Genomic DNA, 19,281 nt, shown 5'->3' with positions numbered 1-19,281 from the left:
GTCCGATACACGGCGAACGGGCTGTCCTCGCCAGGCGACGTCTGAGAACCCGCGGCGGTGCGAGCTGCGGGGGTGGGCTAAACGCCTCCGGCGTTTCAAAGCCAAAGACGGGTTCTGAGAGCCCGCACCACGACGACGGCGTCCGCACTCCACGGTGCGGGCGCCGTCGTCGTTGCAGCAGAACGACCGGTTCCCGTCTCGGAGCCGCGGATCGATCGCTAATGTGAGCGACGTGTTCCGTCCCGTGCACCTGATCGTCGCCCTGCTCAGCGCGCTGGCCGTGGCCGGCTGCGCCGCCCCCGGGGTCGAGCCGACCGTTTCCGAGCGGCGAACCGTCGAGGTGCCCGAGCTCCGGGCGGACAAACCGGGGGAGATGCTGGACCCGGCGTTCGCGCCGGAGCGGCTGCGCGGGATCGACGTGTGCGAGACCTTGCGGGCCGCCGGCCTGGAGAAGTACGGCACGCCCGCGCCCGAGTTCAGCCCGGACGGGTTCGGGACCTGCTCGAACTACATGAAGGACCACAACGGCAAGGACTTCGGCGCGACGCTGTACTTCGACTACGCGGTGCAGGAGCCGAGCAAGCACCAGATCGCCGGGCTGCCCGCCGAGATGAGCGAGAACGGCACCGGGACCTGCTTCGTCAGCGCGGCCTACGCCGGTGCCGACCTGAAGATGTTCGAAACCGCCCGCGGCGTGGGGATCCAGCTCTCCAGCGAGCAGGGCGACGCCTGCTCACCGGCGGTGCAGCTGCTGACCGACGTGATCGACGTGGTGCGGAACAAGCCGCAGGTGAACGCGCGGACTTCGGGCGGTCTGGCCGGTTTCGACCCCTGCGAGATCACCGACCCCGAGGTGCTCCGCCGCGCCATGGCGGGCGCCAACCCGGACAGCAGCGGCGGCCGCGGGCTGTACGAGTGCAAGTGGTTCGGCGAGAACGGCGTCGTGGCGGTGGTGAGCTTCCAGCTCGGCAGCATGCAGGAGACCAGCGTGCCGCCGGGCGCGCCGCCGCCTCCGCCGCTGGACCTGGGCGCCCCGACCGCGGTGGAGGTCTACCTCGATCCGCCGAGCTGCGCCATCGAGTGGGAGCACCGCAAGGCCGCTGCTGACAGCGAGTTCGTGCACGTGGAGATCTCGAACTCGGAGAGCGTTCCGCTGGATCCCTGCACCAGTGCTGGAGATCTGGCCCGACAGGTGCGGTCGAAGTTGCCCCGGGCTTGACGGTCCCGGTCGGCCTCTTGATTCCGTAGGCTGCACGATGACAACGACCGACGTAAAGGTGGGAGGCCGGCCATGACCCAGACCGCCCGAGGCGACGTCGAGATTCCGCCCGCGACCAGCGCGGAGTCCCCGACGTTCGAATCGATCGACCCCCGCACCGGCGAGGTCGTGGGGCGCCATCCGATCCATTCCGCGGCCGAGGTCGACGCCGGCGTCGCGGCGGCCCGCGAGGCGCAGGAGGCCTGGGCCGAACTCGGTTTCTCCGGCCGCAAGCAGCACCTCGACAAGTGGCGAAAGCTGCTGGCCAAGCGGGTGGACGAGCTGGCCGGGGTGATCTGCGCGGAGACCGGCAAACCGCTCGACGACGCCCGGCTCGAACTGGTCCTGGTGATCGACCACCTGCACTGGGCGGCGAGCAACGCCGAGAAGGTGCTGAAACGCCGAAAGGTCTCCTCCGGCGTGCTGATGGTCAATCAGACCGCCACCGTCGAGTACCTGCCGTTCGGCGTGATCGGCGTGATCGGCCCGTGGAACTACCCGGCGTTCACGCCGATGGGCTCCATCGCCTACGCGCTGTCCGCGGGCAACGCGGTGGTGTTCAAGCCCAGCGAGCTCACCCCCGGCGTCGGGCAGTGGCTGGCCGACAGCTTCGCCGAGGCGGTACCGGAGCACCCGGTGTTCCGGCTGGTGACGGGGTTCGGCGAGACCGGCGCGGCGTTGTGCGCGTCCGGGGTGGACAAGGTCGCCTTCACCGGTTCCACCGCCACCGGCAAGCGCGTGATGGCCTCCTGCGCCGAGAACCTGGTCCCGGTGCTGGTCGAGTGCGGCGGCAAGGACGCGCTGATCGTGGACGCCGACGCGGACCTGGCCGCAGCCGCGGACGCCGCGGTGTGGGGCGCGATGTCCAACGCCGGCCAGACCTGCATCGGCGTGGAGCGGGTTTTCGTGGTGGACGCGGTCGCCGACCGCTTCGTGGACATGATCACCGAACGCGCCGCGAAGCTGCGGCCGGGCGGTGAGCCGGGCGCCAACTTCGGGCCCATCACGATGCCTTCGCAGGTGGACATCATCCGCAGGCACATCGACGACGCGCTGGAGCGCGGCGGCCGGGCGCTGGTCGGCGGCGAGCACTCGGTGCGGCCGCCGTTCGTGGAGCCGGTGGTGCTCACCGACGTGCCGGACGACGCCCTCGCCGCCACCGAGGAGACCTTCGGGCCGACCATCGTCGTGGAGCGCGTTCGCGACGTCGACGAGGCCGTGACCCGCACCAACAGCACCCGCTACGGCCTGGGCGCGACGGTGTTCTCCCGCGCCAGGGGAGCGGAGCTGGCGCGGCGGCTGCGCAGCGGCATGGTCGCGGTGAACTCCGTCGTCGCCTTCGCCGGCGTGCCCTCGCTGCCGTTCGGCGGGGTCGGCGACTCCGGGTTCGGCCGGATCCACGGCGCCGACGGCTTGCGCGAGTTCACCCGCCCGCAGTCGGTCACCCGCCTCCGGTACAAGATCCCGCTGAACCCGATGAACTTCGGTCGGTCGAAGGGCACCATCCGGCGCATGGTGCGGCTGATCAAGTTGGTCCGCGGGCGCTGATCGACTCGCCGTTTCCGCTGGGCTTGCGCCGGGGGTGCCAGGAAGGTTCCCTGGCTTCGCACCCCCGGCCGGGCGCGGCGGGTGCGGGAGCGGGCACGCCCGGGTGGGAAGCACACGGCGCATGCGGCTAGCGGCGCAGGCAAGGAGGCCAGCGGGTGAAGAAGATCATCAACGATCCGGCGGCGGTGGTCGCGCAGTCGTTGCAGGGCATGGCCGCGGCGCACCCGGACCTGCTGCGGGTCCGCACCGATCCGGCGGTGGTGGTGCGCGCGGACGCGCCGGTGCCGGGCAAGGTCGCGGTGGTGTCCGGCGGTGGGTCCGGGCACGAGCCGCTGCACGGCGGGTTCGTGGGCGCCGGGATGCTGTCCGCGGCGGTGCCGGGCGCGGTGTTCACCTCGCCGACGCCGGACGCGGTGCAGGCCGCGATCGACGAGACCAACGGCGGTGCGGGCGTGCTGCTGGTGGTCAAGAACTACACCGGTGACGTGCTCAACTTCGAGACCGCCGCCGAGCTGGCCGGGCTGGACGACGTCGACGTGCGCAGCGTGATCGTGGACGACGACGTCGCGGTGAAGGACTCCACCCACACCGCGGGCCGGCGCGGTGTCGGCGGCACGGTGCTGCTGGAGAAGATCGTCGGCGCAGCGGCCGAGCAGGGCGCTGACCTGGACCGCTGCGAGGAGCTGGCCAGGCGGGTCGTGGCGCAGGTGCGCTCGATGGGCATGGCCCTGACCGCGCCGACCGTGCCGCACGCCGGGCAGCCCAGCTTCGACCTCCCCGACGACGAGGTGGAGATCGGCATCGGCATCCACGGCGAGCCCGGCCGGTCTCGGGTGCCGCTGACCTCGGCGGACGACATCGTCCGGCAGCTGCTGGAGCCGATCCTGGAGGACCTGCCGTTCGAGTCCGGTGACGAGGTGCTGCTGTTCACCAACTCGATGGGCGGCACCCCGCTGCTGGAGCTCTACCTGGCGCACGGCATCGCCGAGCGGCTGCTGGCCGAGCGCGGCATCCGCGTGCGCCGGCGCCTGGTCGGTCCGTACATCACGAGCCTGGAGATGCAGGGCATGAGCTTGACCCTGCTGAAGCTGGACGATGAGCTCACCGAGCTCTGGGACGCGCCGGTGCACACCGCCGCGCTGCACTGGTGAGGGAGAACGCCGGATGGGTTGCACTGCACAAGACGTGATCGCGGCGCTGCGGGCGGGCGCGGCCACCGTCGCCGAGCACCGGGACGAGCTGATCGGGCTGGACCGCGCGATCGGCGACGCCGACCACGGGGAGAACATGGACCGCGGGTTCCGCGCGGTCGTGGCCAAGGTGGACACCGCCGCGCCGGAAACGCCCGGCGCGGTGCTGAAGCTGTGCGCCACCGTCCTGATCTCCACCGTCGGCGGCGCTTCCGGCCCCCTGTACGGCACGGCGTTCCTGCGCGCCGCGGCCGCCGTCGGCGACGAGACCGACCTGGACGGTGCGGCGGTCGCGAAGGCGATCAAGGCGGGGCTGGACGGCGTGGTCGCCCGCGGCAAGGCGGTGGCCGAGGACAAGACGATGGTCGACGCGCTGATCCCGGCGGTGGAAGCGGCCAAGAACGCCGCGGAATCCGGTGAAGGCCCGGCGAAGGTGCTGGCCGCCGCGGCCGACGCCGCCCACCAGGGCGCGCAGGCCACCGAACCGCTGGTGGCCCGCAAGGGTCGCGCGTCCTACCTCGGGGAGCGCAGCGCCGGGCACATCGACCCGGGTGCGCGCTCGACCGCGCTGCTGTTGACCGCATTCGCCGAAGCCGCGGGGGCTCGCTCATGAACGTCGGACTGGTCATCGTCTCGCACAGCACCCGGCTGGCCGAAGGCGTGGCGGAACTCGCCCTGCAGATGGCACCGGACGTCCGGGTCGTCGCCGCCGGTGGGCTGCCGGACGGCAACATCGGCACGGACTTCGAGAAGGTCTCGGCAGCCCTGTCCGACGCCAACACCGGCGCGGGAGCGGTGGTGCTCTACGACCTGGGCAGCGCCCAGATGGTCGCCGAACTCGCGGTGGAATCGCTCGGCGACCCGAGCACCTCGCTGGTCGTGGACGCGCCGCTGGTCGAAGGCGCGGTCGCCGCGGCGGTAGCCGCGCAGGGCGGCGAGCCGATGGCGGCCGTGGGCCGCGCCGCGGAAGCGGCGGCCGCGGGCGGGCTGGCGGAGCCCGGAGCGGCGCCCGCAGCGGAGGAAGTCCGCGAGGAGCTGGAGCTGACCAACGAGGTCGGTCTGCACGCGCGGCCGGCGGCGCTGCTGGCGCGGAGCCTCGCGGGGCTGCAGGCCAGCGTCAAGATCTCCCTCGGCGACAACGAGGCCGACGCGGCCAGCGTCCTGGGCGTGATGGGCCTGGGCGCTCGCCAGGGCGACCGAATCGTCTTGCACGCCAACGGTCCTGACGCGGCGCAAGCCGTGGAGCGGATCCTCGACCTGGCCAAGCGGAACTTCGACGAGTAGCGCGGGGTTAGGGTGGGGTGATGTCGCCGCGTCTCCGCCACCGAGGCCTGCCGCTGCTGTTGTTCCTGTTGTTGGTGGCGGGGTGCACGCCGGGCGGATCGCCGCAGGCTCCCGCCGCGCCGCGGCAGGATTCCGGCTCCTCGCAGGCGATGCTCGGCGATCTGCGCACAGTGGACCCGTGCACCATGACCGATCCCGCCGCGCTGCGGGAGTTCGGTTCGGCGGAGAACGCGGGCACCGTTTCGCTGGACTACTGCCTGCTGCACGTGAAGCTGACCAACGGTTCGCTGGTCCAGCTCGCCGTCGGTGAGCTGGGCCGCGGGCCGGACCAGCCGGGTGATCCGGTGGTGCCGCGCGGCCCCCTGCGGATCGTGCAGAACGCGCCGCTGCCCGGCCACTGCAGCAGGCAGATCCTGTTCGCCGACGACCTGGCGCTGCGGGTCAGCGCGGACCTGCTGGTGGGCGATCCGGCGTCCGGGCTGTGCGGCATCGCCGAAGCCGGAGCCAACACCGCGGCCGCTGCGCTGGAGCAGCACCGCGTCGGGCACCGCGAGTTCCCGGCGAACTCGCTGGCCCGGGTCGACCCGTGCCAGGTGCTGGATTCCGCCGAGGTGCAGCAGATCCCGGGCTTGGAGGAGGCTCGGGGGCGGCCGAACCCCAGCGGGCACCAGTGCTCGTGGGGCGAGCAGTCCGCGGATGCGCCGCGCGTGCAGCTCAGCAACACCGCGGGTGATCCGCCGAAGGTGCTGCACGGTGCGGCCACCGAGGAGACGATCGCCGGGCGGCGCACCGTCGTCAGCGTCGTCGGCGGTGATCCGCAGCTGCCGCTGTGCTCGGCCGAGACCGGGAACCTGCCGTTCGGCCCCGACGGGCAGGTCGAGGTCGCGCAGCTGGTGGTGGCCGTGCCCGGGATGACCGGCATCGACGCCTGCGAGTACGCCCGCGGTCTGGCCGGGAAGGCCTGGCCGAACCTGCCACCGCCAACCCCGTAGCGGAGCGGTTACCGTTGTCGGGTGCCTCGACGCAATCGCCAGCAGCGCCGCCCGACAGCTGACACCAGCCACCGCGCGATGGGCACTGCTTTCGGCGCGTCCCGCGTCGAGCACGGCCCTGACGGCGAGTGGATGGTGCGCACCGTCCCCGCGGCGCAGGCCACCAAGGTCTACCGGTGCCCTGGATGCGACCACGAGATCCAGCCGCGCGTGGCGCACGTCGTGGCGTGGCCGAGCGCGGCGCACGGCGGCGTCGAGGAACGGCGCCACTGGCACAACGGCTGCTGGAGCGCGCGCACCCGCCGCGGCCCGACCCGGCGCTGGTCGTAGCACGTCACACCATGCCCGCCACCCGTTCGTGCGAGGATCGGGGGCGATGAGCACCGAGATCCGCGCCAACACCGTGCTGCCCGCCCGCCGGGAGCAGATCACCCTGCACACCGCCGACGGGCTGGAACTGATCGGCGAGCTCGCGCTGCCGGAGTCCGGGCAGCCGCGCGCCACGATGATCTGCCTGCACCCGCTGCCCACCCACGGCGGGATGATGGACTCGCACATCTTCCGCAAGGCGGCGTTCCGGCTGCCCGCGCTGGCCGACTTCGCGGTGCTGCGGTTCAACACGCGCGGCACCGCCAGCGAAGCGGGCCGCAGCCAGGGCAGCTTCGACAGCGGGAACTCCGAGCGGTTCGACGTGGCGGCGGCCCTGGAGTTCGCCGAGTTCCACGACCTGCCGAACGTGTGGCTGGTCGGCTGGTCGTTCGGCACCGACCTGACGCTGGTGCACGGCCTGGACCCGCTGGTGGAGGGCGCGGTGCTGATCTCCCCGCCGCTGCGCTGGAGCACCGAGGAGCACCTGGCCGCCTGGGCGGAATCGGGTAAGCCGGTGCACGCGCTGATCCCGGAGTTCGACGACTACCTGCGCCCGGAAGAGGCGCGCAAGCGCTTCGCCGCCATCCCGCAGGCCGAGGTGACCGGTTTCCCGGACACCAAGCACCTCTGGGTGGGCAAGGCCGAGGACGCGCTGGACGCCATCGTGCGGACGATCGCGCCGGACGTCCCGACGCCGCTCCCGCGCACCTGGGACGGCCCGTCGGAAACCCGCCAGGTCACCATCGTCAACTCCTGACCCGTTCGGCGGCGTTCGGCCGGATCGGCAGGGTGAGCAGCGAGATCCCCGCGGTGACCAGGAAGGTCGTCGACAGGCCCGCGTTGTCGGCGAGCACGCCCAGCGCTGCCGGGCCGATGATCGTCCCGATGCCGAGGAACAGCACGACCGCGCTGAAACCGGTCGCCGGGCGTTCCGGGAAGAGCTGGTAGCTCCAGACCGCCAACAGCCCGGAAACCGCCATGAAGGCGGGCCCGTAGAGCACGGCGGACAGGCCTGCCGCGGCGAACGATCCCGGCGCCGTGCCGAGCGCGACGACCGCCACGGCGAGCATGCTGAACAGCAGTGCGTGCGTCGAGCGCAGTCCGAGCCGTTCGATGACGGCCCCGGCTGCCAAGCCTCCGATGCCCGCGAGGCCGATCAGCGTCCAGAACACCGCTGCGGCGGTCGGGCCGGCAGCGACGAGTTCGGCGGCGAACGTCCAGTACACCGATCCGATCAGGCCGTAGGACAGCGCGGTGGCGAACAGCGGGATCGCCGGTCGGCGGAAGAACCGGACGCGCACACCGGTTTTCGGTCCGGCCGGGCTCGGGCCGCCTGGCAGCAACCGTGCATTGTGGACGGTCACGGCGACGGCGATCGCGGCGAAGAAGGCCCACGCGTACCGCCACGCGGTGCCCGTCGCGACCAGCGCCAGCGCACCGGCCGCGACGGTGCCGAACGCGGTGCCGGTGGGCAGCACGGCCAGCATCCGCTCCCGACGCTCCGCCGGGACGACGCGCGGCACGGCGTCCGAGTAGGGCGCCCACACCCAGCCCGAACTGGTGCCGGCCAGCACCAGCCCGACGACGAGCGCGGTGGGATCCGGTGCGAAGGCCACCAGGGCCATTCCGGCTGCGGCCGACAGCCCGGCCGTGACGATCAGCGGCCGCGGGCCGATCCGGTCGGAGAGCGCGCCAGCGAGGACCAGCGCGATCAGGTAGCCGACGTAGGTGGCGCTGCCGATCGCGCCGAGCAGGGCGATCGGCAGGTCGAACTCGCGGCGGATCTCCGGCAGGAACAGGCCGTACCCGTAGCGGGCGAAGCCGAAGCTGACGCCGATCGCGGACGCACCGGCCAGTCCTAGTCGCCACTCGGGCGGGAGCTTGCGCAGTGGTGTGGACACCGAGGCGATTCCCTTCATCCGGTCCATGTCGGTGACCAGCATCGAGTCGGCCCGCGCTACCGACGAGTGGCGAAAACGTCGCGATTCGATAGATTTGCGCCATGGCTTCCGAGGCTGACGAAGGGCGCATCAAGGTCGTCGTGCCAGTGCTGGAGGACTGCCCGCTGTTCGAGCTCGCCGTGCCGTGCGGGGTGTTCGGGCCGGACCGCCGCGACCTCAGCCCGCGCTGGTACGACCTGACCGCGTGCCAGACCGGACCGGAGGCGCACCGCGCGTCGGGCGGGCTGTTCGTGCAGGCGCAGCAAGGGCTGGAAGCGCTGGCCGCTGCGGATCTGGTGGTGGTTCCGGCCTGCGTGATGCCGTCCTACCGGCCGCCGGAGGAGCTGCTCGACGCACTTCGCGCGGCGCACGAGCGAGGGGCGCGGGTGGCCGCGCTGTGCTCCGGCGCGTTCGTGCTGGCTGCGGCGGGTCTGCTCGACGACCGCTCGGCCACCACGCACTGGATGTACGCCGACGAGCTGCGACGGCGGCATCCTCGGGTCCGGGTCGACGAGCATCCGCTCTACATCGACGAAGGCGACGTCCTGACCAGTGCCGGAACCGCTGCGAGCCTGGACCTGTGCCTGCACATCGTCCGCCGGGACTTCGGCGCCGCCGCGGCCGCCGATGTCAGCCGCCGGATGGTCATCGCGCCGCACCGCGAGGGCGGCCAGGCGCAGTACATCCCGCCCGCGTCGAGCCGGGCTGAGGCGGACGGGCTCGCTCCGGTGCTGGACTGGGCCCGCCAGCAGTTGCACCGGCCGTTGACGATCGCCCAACTCGCGGAGCGCGCGGGGATGAGCAACCGGACCTTCGGCCGCCGCTTCGCCGAGCAGGTCGGCACCACACCGCTCAAGTGGCTCAACCGCCAGCGCCTGGCCCGGGCGCGCGAACTGCTGGAAACCACGGACCTGACCGTCGACCTCGTCGCCGAACGCAGCGGCCTCGGCACGGCGAGCGGCCTGCGCCAGTACTTCCAGCGCGAGCTGGCCACAACACCGGCGACCTACCGCCGAACCTTCCGCCGCCAAGCGCAGTGACCGCGGGCAGGGTTTCCCCCAGGTCAGGTGCGCGGGTGCTCCAGCCGGAACACCACTTCGGGACGGCCGTCGCGGACGCGTCGTTCGTGCAGCGCGAATCCGAGCTTCTCGGCGACGCTGATCGACGGGGCGTTGTCGGCGTCGGTCACGATCACCACGGGCCAGTCGGGGCGGTGCCGGCGCGTCCAGTCGATCGCCGCTGCGGCCATTTCCGGGGCGTAGCCGTTGCCCCACGCGCTCGGCCAGAACCGGTAGGCGAGGTTCAGCACGGGCTCGTCGCCTTCCGAGGAGTGCCGCACGCCGCCGAAGCCGAGCACCTCGCCGGCTCCGGTGCGGCGGACCGCCCAGTACCCGATGCCGTCCGAGGCCCAGCCCTGCTGGAAGCGGTCGAACAGCTCCCGGGCCTGCTCGGGTGATCGGCGCGACCAGTCGTCGTAGGGGTGGGCCTCCGGAGCGGAGTGCACCGCGATGAAGGCTTCGGCGTCGGCGGGTTCGGGGCGGCGCAGCACCAGTCGCCGGGTGCGGATCTCCTCGGGCTCGACCACGCTGGGAACGGTAACCGCTGAACCTGTCGTCGAGCAGCTGGTTTTCGGGTTCAGCGCGAGTGGTCCAGCAGGTAGACGACCTCGGGCCGACCGTCGCGTTCGCGGTGCTCCTCGAACTTGAAGCCGAGCTTCTCGGCGATCCGGATCGACGCCCTGTTCTCGGAACCCGTCACGATCCGGACGGGGTGCTCGGGGCGGTGTCGGCGTGCCCAGTCGATCGCTGCTGCGGCCATTTCGGGGGCGTAACCGTTGCCCCAGGCGGTGGGGAAGAAGCGGTAGTAGAGGTTGAGCACGGGGTCGCCGTCACCGTCCCAGTGCTGGAGCCCGCCGAAGCCGATCACCTCACCGGTCTCGGCGAGCCGGATCGTCCAGTAGCCGATGCCGTTCTCGTCCCACTTCTCGCCGAACGAATCGAGCTGTTGGCGGGCATCTTCGGGGGAGCGTCGCAGCCAGCTGTCGTGCGGGTAGGCCTCCGGGGTGTTGTGCAGGGCGATGAACGGCTCGGCGTCGGCGGGTTCGGGGCGGCGCAGCAGCAGTCGCCGGGTGCGGATTTCTTCTGGCTCGACCACGCCGCGAACGGTAGTCGCCCACCCCGTCAGCGAGCAGCCGATTTTCGGCGCGGACGGCAGAAGAGTGGCGAACGGGACCACGGTCCTGCTCGATCTTGTGGTGGAGGAACACATACCCCAGCGGTGGGCTGCGGCTTAACGTCCTACGGCATGAGTGACAACGTGCACGTCGGGACGCTGGGCGGGCGGGTGGCCCTTGTGACCGGCGCGGGCAGCGGGATCGGGCGGGCGTGCGCCCGCGCGCTCGCTGCGGACGGCGCGGAGGTGCACGTCGTCGACCTCGACCGGACCTCCGCCGAGCGAGTCGCCGAAGAGGTCGGCGGCCGGGCGCACGTGGCGGACCTCGCCGATCCGGCGGCGGTGGACGCGCTGCCCGCGGAGGTCGACGTCCTGGTCAACAACGCCGGTTTCCAGCACGTCGCCGCGCTGCCGGAGTTCCCGCTGGACACCTTCATCCGCATGCAGCAGGTGATGGTGACCGCCCCGTTCCAGTTGGTGCGCAACGCTTTGCCGCACATGTACGGCCGGGGCTGGGGGCGCGTCGTGCACGTCTCCAGCGTGCACGGGCTGCGCGCCAGCCCGTTCAAAGCCGGTTACGTGACCGCGAAGCACGCGCTCGAAGGTCTGTCCAAAGTGGTCGCACTGGAGGGCGCGGAGCACGGCGTGACGAGCAACTGCGTCAACCCCGGCTACGTCGACACCCCGCTGGTGCGCGCGCAGATCGCCGATCAGGCCGCCGCGCACGGGATCGCCGAGTCCGAGGTGGTCGAGGACGTGCTGCTGCGCCGGGCGGCGCTCAAGGAACTGATCGATCCGGCGCAGGTCGCCGAGCTGGTGCGCTGGCTCTGCGGAGACCACGCGGCACATCTGACCGGTGTTTCCCTCCCGATGGACGGCGGCTGGACCGCCGCCTGAACCGGCCTGACACAAAGGAGTGTTCGCCTTGGCCAGCAACAGATCCGGCAACGCGCGGGGCGGCTCGATCGCGCGGGTCGTCGGCGCGAGCCTGATCGGCACCACCGTCGAGTGGTACGACTTCTTCCTCTACGGCTCGGCCGCCGCGCTGGTGTTCAACCAGCTGTTCTTCCCCGAGGCCGATCCGCTCACCGGCACGCTGCTGGCGTTCACCACGTATGCGATCGGGTTCCTGGCCCGGCCGCTGGGCGGGTTGGTGTTCGGCCACTTCGGCGACCGGGTGGGGCGCAAGAAGCTGCTGGTGGTGAGCCTGCTGATGATGGGCGGCGCCACCTGCGCGATGGGCCTGCTGCCCACCTACGCCGCGGTGGGTGCGCTCGCGCCGGTGCTGCTCACGCTGCTGCGCCTGGTGCAGGGCTTCGCGCTCGGCGGCGAGTGGGGCGGCGCGGTGCTGATCGTGTCCGAGCACGGCGAGGACCGCCGCCGCGGGTTGTGGGCGTCATGGCCGCAGTGCGGTGCGCCGGGCGGCAACCTGCTGGCCACCGCGGTGCTCGCGGTGCTGGCGGCGACGCAGTCCGACGAGGCGTTCCTGGCGTGGGGCTGGCGGGTCCCGTTCCTGCTGTCCGGCGTGCTAGTGGTGATCGGCTTGTGGATCCGGCTCGCGGTCAGCGAATCGCCGGTCTTCCTCGAAGCCCAGCGCAAGGCCGAGCAGCGCAGCGAGCACGTGCCGGTGGTGGCGGTGTTCCGGGAGCACTGGCGCGAGGTGCTGATCACCATCGGCTCGCGGATGGCCGAGAACGTCTCCTACTACGTGCTCACCGCGTTCATCCTGGTCTACGTGACCGGCCCGCTGGACATGCCGAAGTCGGTCGGGCTCAACGCGGTGCTGATCGGTTCCGCGCTGCACTTCGCGACGATCCCGCTGTGGGGTGCGCTGTCGGACCGGGTGGGCCGCAAGCCGGTGTACCTGTTCGGCGCGGTGTCGATGGGCGTGTGGGGCTTCGCGTACTTCGCGCTGCTGGACACCGGATCGCCGTGGGTGATCACGCTGGCCACCACCACCGGTCTGCTGCTGCACGGCGCGATGTACGGGCCGCAGGCGGCGTTCTTCGCCGAGCAGTTCGCCACCCGGGTCCGCTACACCGGGCTCTCCGTCGGCGGGCAGCTGTCGTCGATCGCGGCGGGCGCGTTGGCGCCGATCATCGCGGTGGCGCTGCTGCAGCACTTCGGCAGCACCGTGGCGGTGTCGGTCTACCTGCTGGCGATGTGCGTGCTGACGGTGGCGGCGGTGCTGGTGGCGCGGGAGACCGCGGGAACTTCGCTGCACGACGAAGCCCCGCAACAGCAGCCCGCGGTGCCAAGATGAGCGGGTGAACGACGACGTGGTCCGGCTGCTCGAACTGCTCGCCGACGGGGCGGGCGGCGAGCAGCTGGCGCACGTCGCGGTCGAGAACCCGCAGCTGAGCCGGGCGAGCGCGCTGGCGCTGCGGATCCACAGCACGCTCACCGCGCACCGCCGCCGGGAGGCCGAGCTCAGCGCGCTGTTCGACACCGCGAGCGACCTGGCCGGGCTGCGCGACACCGATGCGGTGCTGCGGTCGATCGTGCGCCGGGCCCGCACCCTGCTCGGCGTGGACGTCTCCTACCTGAGCCTCAACGACGAGGTCGCCGGGCGCACCTACATGCGGGTCACCGACGGTTCGGTGTCGGCGCTGTTCCAGAAGGTGACGCTCGGGATGGGGGAGGGCTTGGGCGGACTGGTCGCGCAGGCCGCCCAGCCGTACGCGACCCGCGACTACTTCGGCGACGAGCGGTACCGGCACACCTGGCCGATCGACTCGGCGGTCCGCGACGAGGGGCTGACGGCGATCCTGGGCGTGCCGCTGGCGCTCGGGGACCAGGTCATCGGCGTGCTCTACGCCTCGGATCGCACGCCCCGCGAGTTCACCCCGGACGAGATCGCGCTGCTGTCCTCGCTGGCCGACCACGCCGCGATCGCGCTGGACAACGCCCGGTTGCTGGAGGAGATCAGCGAGCAGAGCGCCGCGCTGCGCCGGGCGGAGGAAGCGCACGACCGGCTCATGGACCTCGCGCTGCGAGGTGCCGATGTGCCGGAAGTGGCGGCTGCGGTGGCGGACGTGCTGCACGGCGGGATCAGCGTGTTCGACGCCGACGGCGCCGAGCTGACCAGCGATCCGGTGGCCCCGGTGCCGCCGCCGGCGGCGATCGCGGCCTCGCGCGCGAGCGGACGCGCCATGTCCACATCGGACGGATGGGTGTGCGCGGTGCAGGCCGGTCCGGAACTGCTCGGAAGTCTCGTGCTGTCCGGCCGCGGCGATCTGGTGGACGCCGATCGTCGGCTCTTCGAGCGGGCTGCCGTGGTCACGGCGTTGTTGTTGATGCTGCGTCGTTCGGTCGCCAAGGCCGAGGACGAAGTGCGCGGTGAGCTGCTGACCGACCTGCTCACCGCGCCTGAGCGCAACCCGGGGGCGTTGCTGGCACGCGCTGAGCGGCTGGGGTTGGACCTGGCCGAGCCGCATGCCGTGCTGATCGCGCATGCTGAGCGCGTGCCGCGCACTCGGCTGGCGGTGGCTGCCGGTCGATGTGCCGCGCTCGCCGGGATCCACGCGGAGGAAGTCGTCTTCCTGGTCCCGGCCACCGACGCCGGATCGCTCGCGGCGCGCATCGCCGAGACCCTGCGGTCCGCAGTGGACAGTCCGGTCACCGTCGGAGCCTCCGGCCCTGCGCACGGGCCCCGGGAGATCGCGGCAGCGCATGCCGAAGCCGCCCGCTGCCTGCGGGCATTGCTCGCGCTCGGCCGGGTCGGCGAGGGTGCGTCGATGGACGGCCTGGGATTCCTAGGTGTGCTGCTCGGCGAGCAGACCGACTTGCCCGGCTTCGTGCGGCGGACGATCGGCCCGGTGCTCGACTACGACGCCCGCCGCGGCACCGAGCTCCTCGCCACGCTGAACGCCTACTTCGAGTCCGGCGCGAACCTCACCCGCGCCAAGGACGTCCTCCACGTGCACGTCAACACCGTCGTGCAGCGCCTCGACCGCATCGGCTCCCTGCTCGGCGCGGACTGGCAGACCCCGGACCGAGCGCTGGAGATCCAGCTCGCCCTGCGCGTGCGCACCTTGCAGGGCTAGCCGCGTGCGCGCAGCCAGGACTGCAGTTCGTCGAACGCGTCGCGGAAGTGCGGGGCGAGCGGTTCGAGGCCGGGGAACTGGTCGACGAGGCCGTCGGTGTGGTTGCCGTTCTCGATGCGGTGGTACCGGTGCAGGTCACCGCGACCGCTGGCGGCCACCATCCCGGCGTAGACGTCGGAGCTGCGGCTGATCGGCAGCAGGGTGTCGAGGGTTCCGTGCAGGCTGATCAGCGGTTTGCCGATGCGGCCGGTCAGGGCGACCCGCTCCACCGCGCGGTGCACTTCGGCGGGCCGCGCGGCGTAGTCGTAGTCGGCGTCGCAGTCCGGGGTTCCGGTGCGGCAGAAGGGGATTCCGGCCTGGCGGTCCCCGTCGAAACCCGGGTCGAACTCCTCGCGGTAGATCCGCTGCGTCAGGTCCCAGTAAACGCGGTGGTGGTAGTCCCACAGGAACTGCGATCCCGGTGCGAAACCCGCTGCCAGAACTGCGCTTTCATCACCTGCGGGGTAGGCGCGCAGTGCCGGCGGCAGGAACGTCAGGAGGTTGTCGCGCTGGGTCCACAGCGCACCCTCCCAGTCGACTCCGCCGTCGTAGAGCCACGGCCGATTCTCCAGCTGCCAGCGCACCAGGTAGCCGCCGTTGGACAGCCCTGCGGCGATGGTCTGAGTCGGCGGTCGGCCGTAGTGGCGCCACGCCGCGAGCTTGGCGGCCACGGTCAGCTCGGTGACCCGGTCGTTCCACTCGACCACCGCGTCGCCCGGCCGGTCGCCGTCGGTGAAGAACTCCGCGCCGGTGTTGCCCTTGTCGGTGGCGGCGAAGGCGTAGCCTGCGGCCAGCGCGTGGTCGGCGATCGCCCGGTCGTTGGCGTACTGCCTGCGGTTTCCCGGACTTCCCGAGACGACCAGACCGCCGTTCCAGCGCTGCGGCAGGCGCAGCACGAACTGGGCGTCGTGGTTCCAGCCGTGGTTCTGGTTGGTCGTCGAGGTGTCCGGGAAGTAGCCGTCGACCTGCCGGCCCGGCACCGGACCCGGCGCGGGCAGGTCAGCGGAGGTCAGGCCCGCCCAGTCGGCCTGCACCGTGTGCCCGGAGGCGAGCGTGCCGGTGGTGGTCAGGTCGTCGAGGCAGGCCGATTCCTGGTGCACCGCACCGGGAACCCGCACTTCGGGGCCGCAGCGCTGAGCGGCGGACGCGGTCGGGACGAGCAACGTGCCGGTGAGCAGTCCGGCGGCCAGCAGCGTGATTCCCCTGCGCACGGGCGACCTCCTCGGTTCCGCTTCGTGACGGTAGAGCCGCGGCCGGAGCTCGGACATGTGGACGTGGCACACAAAACCGCGCCCGGGAGTAGTGCTGTCCACTGTGGAAGGCGTGCTCGACCTGGCCCTAGCGTGGTTCGGACCACGAGGAGGTGGTTCGCGTGCGGATTCTGTCCCTGATCGCGGCGGTGCTGCTGGCGGCGGTCATCTCGGCCCCGACGGCTTCGGCGGCCGAACTCCGGGAAGTGACCGGGTTCGGCACCAATCCCGGCGCGCTGCGCATGTTCGAGTACGTCCCCGACGGGATGCCGGAAGGACGCCCGGTGGTCGTCGCGATGCACGGCTGCACCCAGGACGCGGCGGGCTACGGCACCGGCGCGGGCTGGGTGGAGATGGCGGACCGGGCGAAGTTCGCGCTCGTGCTGCCGCAGCAGGAGCAGGCCAACAACGCCAACCGGTGCTTCAACTGGTTCGAGCCCGGCGACATCGCGCGGGGCAGCGGCGAGGCCGAGTCGATCTCGCAGATGGTCCAGCGCGCCGTCGACGACACCGGGGCGGACCCGTCGCGGGTCTACGTCACCGGCCTGTCGGCGGGCGGGGCGATGACCGCCGTGATGCTCGCTGCGTACCCGGACAAGTTCGCCGGTGGCGGTGTCGTCGCCGGGTTGCCGTTCGGTTGCGCCACGTCCGCGATCGATGCGTTCACCTGCATGAACCCCGGCAAGGACCGGACGCCCCAGCAGTGGGGCGACGCGGTGCGCGGCGCGAGCTCGCACCAGGGCCCGTGGCCGACGCTGAGCATCTGGCACGGCACCGCGGACTCCACCGTGGCACCGGCGAACCAGCGCGAACTGGTCGAGCAGTGGACGAACGTGCACGGCATACCGGCCACACCGACCTCCACCGACACCATCGCGGGCTACCCGCGCGAGCGCTACGCCGACAGCTCCGGGCGCACCTTGGTCGAAACCGTCTCGATCACCGGCATGGGCCACGGCCAGCCGATCGACCCGGGCACCGCCGACGGGCAGTGCGGGCAGGCCGGCGCCTACCTGCTCGACGTCGACGTCTGCGCCGCCTGGCACCTCGGCGAGTCGTGGGGCCTGTAGGCGAAACGCGGCCGCCGCTGCGCCGCGTCGGTGGTGCTCGTGCGGCACGATGGGGCGGTGCACTTCATCGAATCGGGCGTCGGGACACCGCTGGTGCTGCTGCACGCGTTCCCGGCGGACGCGCGGATGTGGAACCCGGCTCGCGCCAGGTTGGAGGAGCAGGCGCGGGTGATCACCCCGGACCAGCGAGGACTGGGGGAGAGCCCGCTGGACGGCTCGTGGGCGCGGAGCCTGGCCGAGCCGAGCGACAGCAACTGGGCGGCCCAGCACCCGAGCATCGACACCGCAGCCGCCGACGTCCTCGAACTGCTCGACCGGCTGGAGCTGCCGGAGGTCGTGCTGGGCGGCTGTTCGATGGGCGGTTACGTCGCGATGGGCGTGCTGAGGGCCGCGCCGGAGCGCGTCGCCGGGCTGCTGCTGGTCGACACGAAAGCAGTCGCCGACAACGACGAGCAGCGCACCAACCGCCTCAACGCCGCGGATCGCGCGGAGCGCGAAGGCACGAGCGGCTGGCTGGCCGACGGCACGCTGCCCAACGTGCTCGGCCGCACTACGCACGAGCAGCGCCCCGAGGTGCGCGAGCACGTCCGGGAGTTGATCGAAGCGCAGCCGCCGGAGGGCGTTGCTTGGGCGCAGCGCGCGATGGCGAGCCGCCCGGACAGCACGGATGCGCTGCGGGCCTTCGCCGGTCCTGCGCTGGTGATCGTGGGCGAGGAGGATCCCCTCACGCCCCCGGAACAGGCCCGCGAACTCGCGGACGCGCTCCCGGAAGGTGAGCTCGTGACGTTGCCCGGTGCAGGTCACCTGCCGCCGGTCGAGGCACCGGAGGAGTTCGCCGACGTCGTGCGACCGTGGCTGGCCCGGTTCGCCTGACCCGCGCTAATCGTCGTCCTTGGCGGGCAGGTGCGAGTCTTTCTCGTCCCGCTTCGGATCGGTCCGCCGCAGCTCGTCGGCCATCTCGCTCGGCAGCACGAAGTAGTTCCCCGCCGGCCGCCTGGCTCGGGCGGTGGCGTCATCACCGGTCGGCAAGTCCTGGTCCACCATCGACGTGATCCTTTCCCGTCAGGTGCAGTGCCCGCCCCCTCCGGGAGTAGAGAGAGCGGGCCGCAGGACCGATGACGCGCATCCATCCGACCGGGAAAAACGTCAGGCGATGGGGGTCTGGATCTCGGTCACCATCCCGGCCGGATCCTCCGGGCAGGCCAGGGTGACCTCGCGTTCCGCACCGCCCGGCTGGTGCCCGGCGGCCTCCATCCACTGCGCCAACGCCTGGTAGGTGGGCAGGCAGTCGTCCATCGAACCGCGGTGCACGATCGTCGCCGCCCGCTCCACCGCGGGCAGGTCCACCACGTCGAACTCGAACGCCGGATCCGGCTCGGCGTTGACCGGCATCCCGGCGTGCACGACCACGGTGTCGGCGTCCTCGCCGTCCGTGTAGTAGCCGGTCGCCGGGCCGACCGGCGTCACCCCGGCGCGTTCCAGACCCGCGCACAGCTCGTCGTAGAGCCCCTGGATGACCGGGCCGATCGACTGCGGATCCATGTTCCGCGCGGTGCCGGACAGCTCGGCGAGCCGCACCGCGGGCAGGGACTTGATGATCACGTCTTCGGTGGGCATGGTTCCCTCTGCTTCGATGATCTGGAGCCGCGCCCGAACACGGGTCAACCGGGCGGTGTCCGCCTCGATCTGGTTCTGCAGTTCGGCCTGCCGCAGCGCGAGCATGCCGCGCAGCTGCTCGGCGCTGAACTCCTCGTCGAGGATCTGCTGCACCTGCTGCAGGGTGAACCCGAGCTCCTTCAACGCGACGATCCGGTTGAGCCGGGCGAGCTGCGCCGCGTGGTAGGCCCGGTGGCCGGTCGACCGGTTGACGTGCGCGGGCTGCAGCAGCCCGATGGCGTCGTAGTGCCGCAACATCCGGACCGACACCCGCCCGTGCCTGGCGAAATCTCCAATGCTGAACATGACATCCCCGGTCTACGACCTGACACGGTGTCAGGTGCAAGCACCTGCTCGTAGGCGGCGAGGCTGTGTCGAACAGTGCCCAGGACCGATCCGCACATCGCTTGGTCGGGTGACGTGATCCGCGATTTCCATTGAAATCGAACGTCCGATTTCAATGGAAA

The 19,281-nt window shown here is 71.7% G+C and carries 20 protein-coding genes; 14 read left to right on the top strand and 6 right to left on the bottom strand.

Annotation, left to right across the window (positions count from 1 at the left end; genetic code table 11):
* Positions 1 to 232 precede the first annotated feature (232 nt).
* From ABTZ89_RS18595 to ABTZ89_RS18560, 8 genes are all read left to right on the top strand, one after another.
* Positions 233 to 1,219, top strand: coding sequence for a hypothetical protein (locus ABTZ89_RS18595; protein WP_351046189.1), 987 nt, complete (start codon positions 233 to 235; stop codon positions 1,217 to 1,219).
* 72 nt (positions 1,220 to 1,291) lie between these two features.
* Positions 1,292 to 2,806 (top strand): aldehyde dehydrogenase family protein, encoded by a 1,515-nt coding sequence (locus tag ABTZ89_RS18590; protein ID WP_270950729.1) that lies wholly within the window; start codon positions 1,292 to 1,294, stop codon positions 2,804 to 2,806.
* 155 nt (positions 2,807 to 2,961) lie between these two features.
* Positions 2,962 to 3,957: a dihydroxyacetone kinase subunit DhaK gene (dhaK, locus tag ABTZ89_RS18585; RefSeq protein WP_351046184.1), complete on the top strand. Its 996-nt coding sequence runs from the start codon at positions 2,962 to 2,964 to the stop codon at positions 3,955 to 3,957.
* Positions 3,958 to 3,970: 13 nt separating this feature from the next.
* The gene (dhaL, locus tag ABTZ89_RS18580) at positions 3,971 to 4,609 is read left to right on the top strand and encodes a dihydroxyacetone kinase subunit DhaL (RefSeq protein WP_270950731.1); all 639 of its coding nucleotides are present in this window, start codon (positions 3,971 to 3,973) and stop codon (positions 4,607 to 4,609) included.
* Positions 4,606 to 5,280 carry a dihydroxyacetone kinase phosphoryl donor subunit DhaM gene (dhaM, locus tag ABTZ89_RS18575; protein ID WP_351046180.1) on the top strand — a complete coding sequence of 225 codons (675 nt, stop codon included), beginning with the start codon at positions 4,606 to 4,608 and terminating at the stop codon, positions 5,278 to 5,280. The genes dhaL and dhaM overlap by 4 nt, the downstream gene beginning before the upstream one ends.
* Positions 5,281 to 5,300: 20 nt before the next feature.
* A complete protein-coding gene (locus ABTZ89_RS18570) occupies positions 5,301 to 6,272 on the top strand; it encodes a DUF3558 family protein (RefSeq protein ID WP_351046177.1) in 972 nt (323 codons plus the stop codon).
* A gap of 21 nt (positions 6,273 to 6,293) precedes the next feature.
* On the top strand, positions 6,294 to 6,602 hold the full coding sequence (locus ABTZ89_RS18565) for an Rv1322 family protein (RefSeq protein ID WP_408641885.1): 309 nt from the start codon (positions 6,294 to 6,296) through the stop codon (positions 6,600 to 6,602).
* Between the two features lie 46 nt (positions 6,603 to 6,648).
* The gene (locus ABTZ89_RS18560) at positions 6,649 to 7,398 is read left to right on the top strand and encodes an alpha/beta hydrolase (RefSeq protein WP_270950734.1); all 750 of its coding nucleotides are present in this window, start codon (positions 6,649 to 6,651) and stop codon (positions 7,396 to 7,398) included.
* Here ABTZ89_RS18560 and ABTZ89_RS18555 read toward each other — a convergent pair.
* Positions 7,388 to 8,584, bottom strand: a complete 1,197-nt coding sequence (locus ABTZ89_RS18555) for an MFS transporter (RefSeq protein ID WP_351046173.1) — start codon at positions 8,582 to 8,584, stop codon at positions 7,388 to 7,390. The genes ABTZ89_RS18560 and ABTZ89_RS18555 overlap by 11 nt on opposite strands.
* Positions 8,585 to 8,643: 59 nt before the next feature.
* Here ABTZ89_RS18555 and ABTZ89_RS18550 point away from each other — a divergent pair, with 59 nt between their 5' ends.
* Positions 8,644 to 9,621 (top strand): helix-turn-helix domain-containing protein, encoded by a 978-nt coding sequence (locus ABTZ89_RS18550; protein WP_270950737.1) that lies wholly within the window; start codon positions 8,644 to 8,646, stop codon positions 9,619 to 9,621.
* 23 nt (positions 9,622 to 9,644) lie between these two features.
* On the opposite strand, the gene ABTZ89_RS18545 is transcribed toward ABTZ89_RS18550, so the two are convergent.
* A complete protein-coding gene (locus ABTZ89_RS18545; protein ID WP_351046169.1) occupies positions 9,645 to 10,166 on the bottom strand; it encodes a GNAT family N-acetyltransferase in 522 nt (173 codons plus the stop codon).
* Between the two features lie 50 nt (positions 10,167 to 10,216).
* Positions 10,217 to 10,735 carry a GNAT family N-acetyltransferase gene (locus tag ABTZ89_RS18540; RefSeq protein WP_270951508.1) on the bottom strand — a complete coding sequence of 173 codons (519 nt, stop codon included), beginning with the start codon at positions 10,733 to 10,735 and terminating at the stop codon, positions 10,217 to 10,219.
* 150 nt (positions 10,736 to 10,885) lie between these two features.
* Between ABTZ89_RS18540 and ABTZ89_RS18535 the strand changes: the two genes are divergently transcribed.
* From ABTZ89_RS18535 to ABTZ89_RS18525, 3 genes are read left to right on the top strand one after another with little or no spacing between them, the layout of a single operon-like run.
* Positions 10,886 to 11,650, top strand: a complete 765-nt coding sequence (locus tag ABTZ89_RS18535) for a 3-hydroxybutyrate dehydrogenase (protein ID WP_351046165.1) — start codon at positions 10,886 to 10,888, stop codon at positions 11,648 to 11,650.
* Positions 11,651 to 11,678: 28 nt separating this feature from the next.
* On the top strand, positions 11,679 to 13,016 hold the full coding sequence (locus tag ABTZ89_RS18530; RefSeq protein WP_270951510.1) for an MFS transporter: 1,338 nt from the start codon (positions 11,679 to 11,681) through the stop codon (positions 13,014 to 13,016).
* Positions 13,017 to 13,020: 4 nt separating this feature from the next.
* Positions 13,021 to 14,799 (top strand): helix-turn-helix domain-containing protein, encoded by a 1,779-nt coding sequence (locus ABTZ89_RS18525; protein ID WP_270951511.1) that lies wholly within the window; start codon positions 13,021 to 13,023, stop codon positions 14,797 to 14,799.
* On the opposite strand, the gene ABTZ89_RS18520 is transcribed toward ABTZ89_RS18525, so the two are convergent.
* The gene (locus ABTZ89_RS18520; protein ID WP_351046194.1) at positions 14,796 to 16,031 is read right to left on the bottom strand and encodes a 3-hydroxybutyrate oligomer hydrolase family protein; all 1,236 of its coding nucleotides are present in this window, start codon (positions 16,029 to 16,031) and stop codon (positions 14,796 to 14,798) included. The two genes, ABTZ89_RS18525 and ABTZ89_RS18520, sit on opposite strands and share 4 nt — an antisense overlap.
* A gap of 179 nt (positions 16,032 to 16,210) precedes the next feature.
* On the opposite strand from ABTZ89_RS18520, the gene ABTZ89_RS18515 reads away from it, so the two are divergent.
* Positions 16,211 to 17,158, top strand: coding sequence for an extracellular catalytic domain type 1 short-chain-length polyhydroxyalkanoate depolymerase (locus tag ABTZ89_RS18515; RefSeq protein WP_502949561.1), 948 nt, complete (start codon positions 16,211 to 16,213; stop codon positions 17,156 to 17,158).
* A 57-nt stretch (positions 17,159 to 17,215) separates the two neighbouring features.
* Positions 17,216 to 18,031: an alpha/beta fold hydrolase gene (locus ABTZ89_RS18510; protein WP_351046160.1), complete on the top strand. Its 816-nt coding sequence runs from the start codon at positions 17,216 to 17,218 to the stop codon at positions 18,029 to 18,031.
* 6 nt (positions 18,032 to 18,037) lie between these two features.
* Here ABTZ89_RS18510 and ABTZ89_RS18505 read toward each other — a convergent pair whose 3' ends face one another.
* Positions 18,038 to 18,202, bottom strand: a complete 165-nt coding sequence (locus ABTZ89_RS18505) for a hypothetical protein (protein WP_351046157.1) — start codon at positions 18,200 to 18,202, stop codon at positions 18,038 to 18,040.
* Between the two features lie 102 nt (positions 18,203 to 18,304).
* A complete protein-coding gene (locus tag ABTZ89_RS18500) occupies positions 18,305 to 19,120 on the bottom strand; it encodes a MerR family transcriptional regulator (protein WP_351046154.1) in 816 nt (271 codons plus the stop codon).
* Positions 19,121 to 19,281 lie beyond the last annotated feature (161 nt).

Source organism: Saccharopolyspora sp. NPDC002686 (assembly GCF_040295745.1).
In the GTDB taxonomy this organism is placed as follows: domain Bacteria; phylum Actinomycetota; class Actinomycetes; order Mycobacteriales; family Pseudonocardiaceae; genus Saccharopolyspora; species Saccharopolyspora oryzae.
Note: the sequence above shows the minus strand (reverse complement) of the source record. Positions and strands in the feature narration are given on the sequence as shown.

Coding starts and splice junctions, on each gene's coding strand:
- dhaL (WP_270950731.1), top strand. CDS start 3,971: ATGGGTTGCACTGCACAAGACGTGATCGCGGCGCTGCGGGCGGGCGCG.
- ABTZ89_RS18535 (WP_351046165.1), top strand. CDS start 10,886: ATGAGTGACAACGTGCACGTCGGGACGCTGGGCGGGCGGGTGGCCCTT.
- ABTZ89_RS18590 (WP_270950729.1), top strand. CDS start 1,292: ATGACCCAGACCGCCCGAGGCGACGTCGAGATTCCGCCCGCGACCAGC.
- ABTZ89_RS18570 (WP_351046177.1), top strand. CDS start 5,301: ATGTCGCCGCGTCTCCGCCACCGAGGCCTGCCGCTGCTGTTGTTCCTG.
- ABTZ89_RS18560 (WP_270950734.1), top strand. CDS start 6,649: ATGAGCACCGAGATCCGCGCCAACACCGTGCTGCCCGCCCGCCGGGAG.
- ABTZ89_RS18555 (WP_351046173.1), bottom strand. CDS start 8,584: ATGCTGGTCACCGACATGGACCGGATGAAGGGAATCGCCTCGGTGTCC.
- ABTZ89_RS18550 (WP_270950737.1), top strand. CDS start 8,644: ATGGCTTCCGAGGCTGACGAAGGGCGCATCAAGGTCGTCGTGCCAGTG.
- ABTZ89_RS18500 (WP_351046154.1), bottom strand. CDS start 19,120: ATGTTCAGCATTGGAGATTTCGCCAGGCACGGGCGGGTGTCGGTCCGG.
- ABTZ89_RS18505 (WP_351046157.1), bottom strand. CDS start 18,202: ATGGTGGACCAGGACTTGCCGACCGGTGATGACGCCACCGCCCGAGCC.
- dhaM (WP_351046180.1), top strand. CDS start 4,606: ATGAACGTCGGACTGGTCATCGTCTCGCACAGCACCCGGCTGGCCGAA.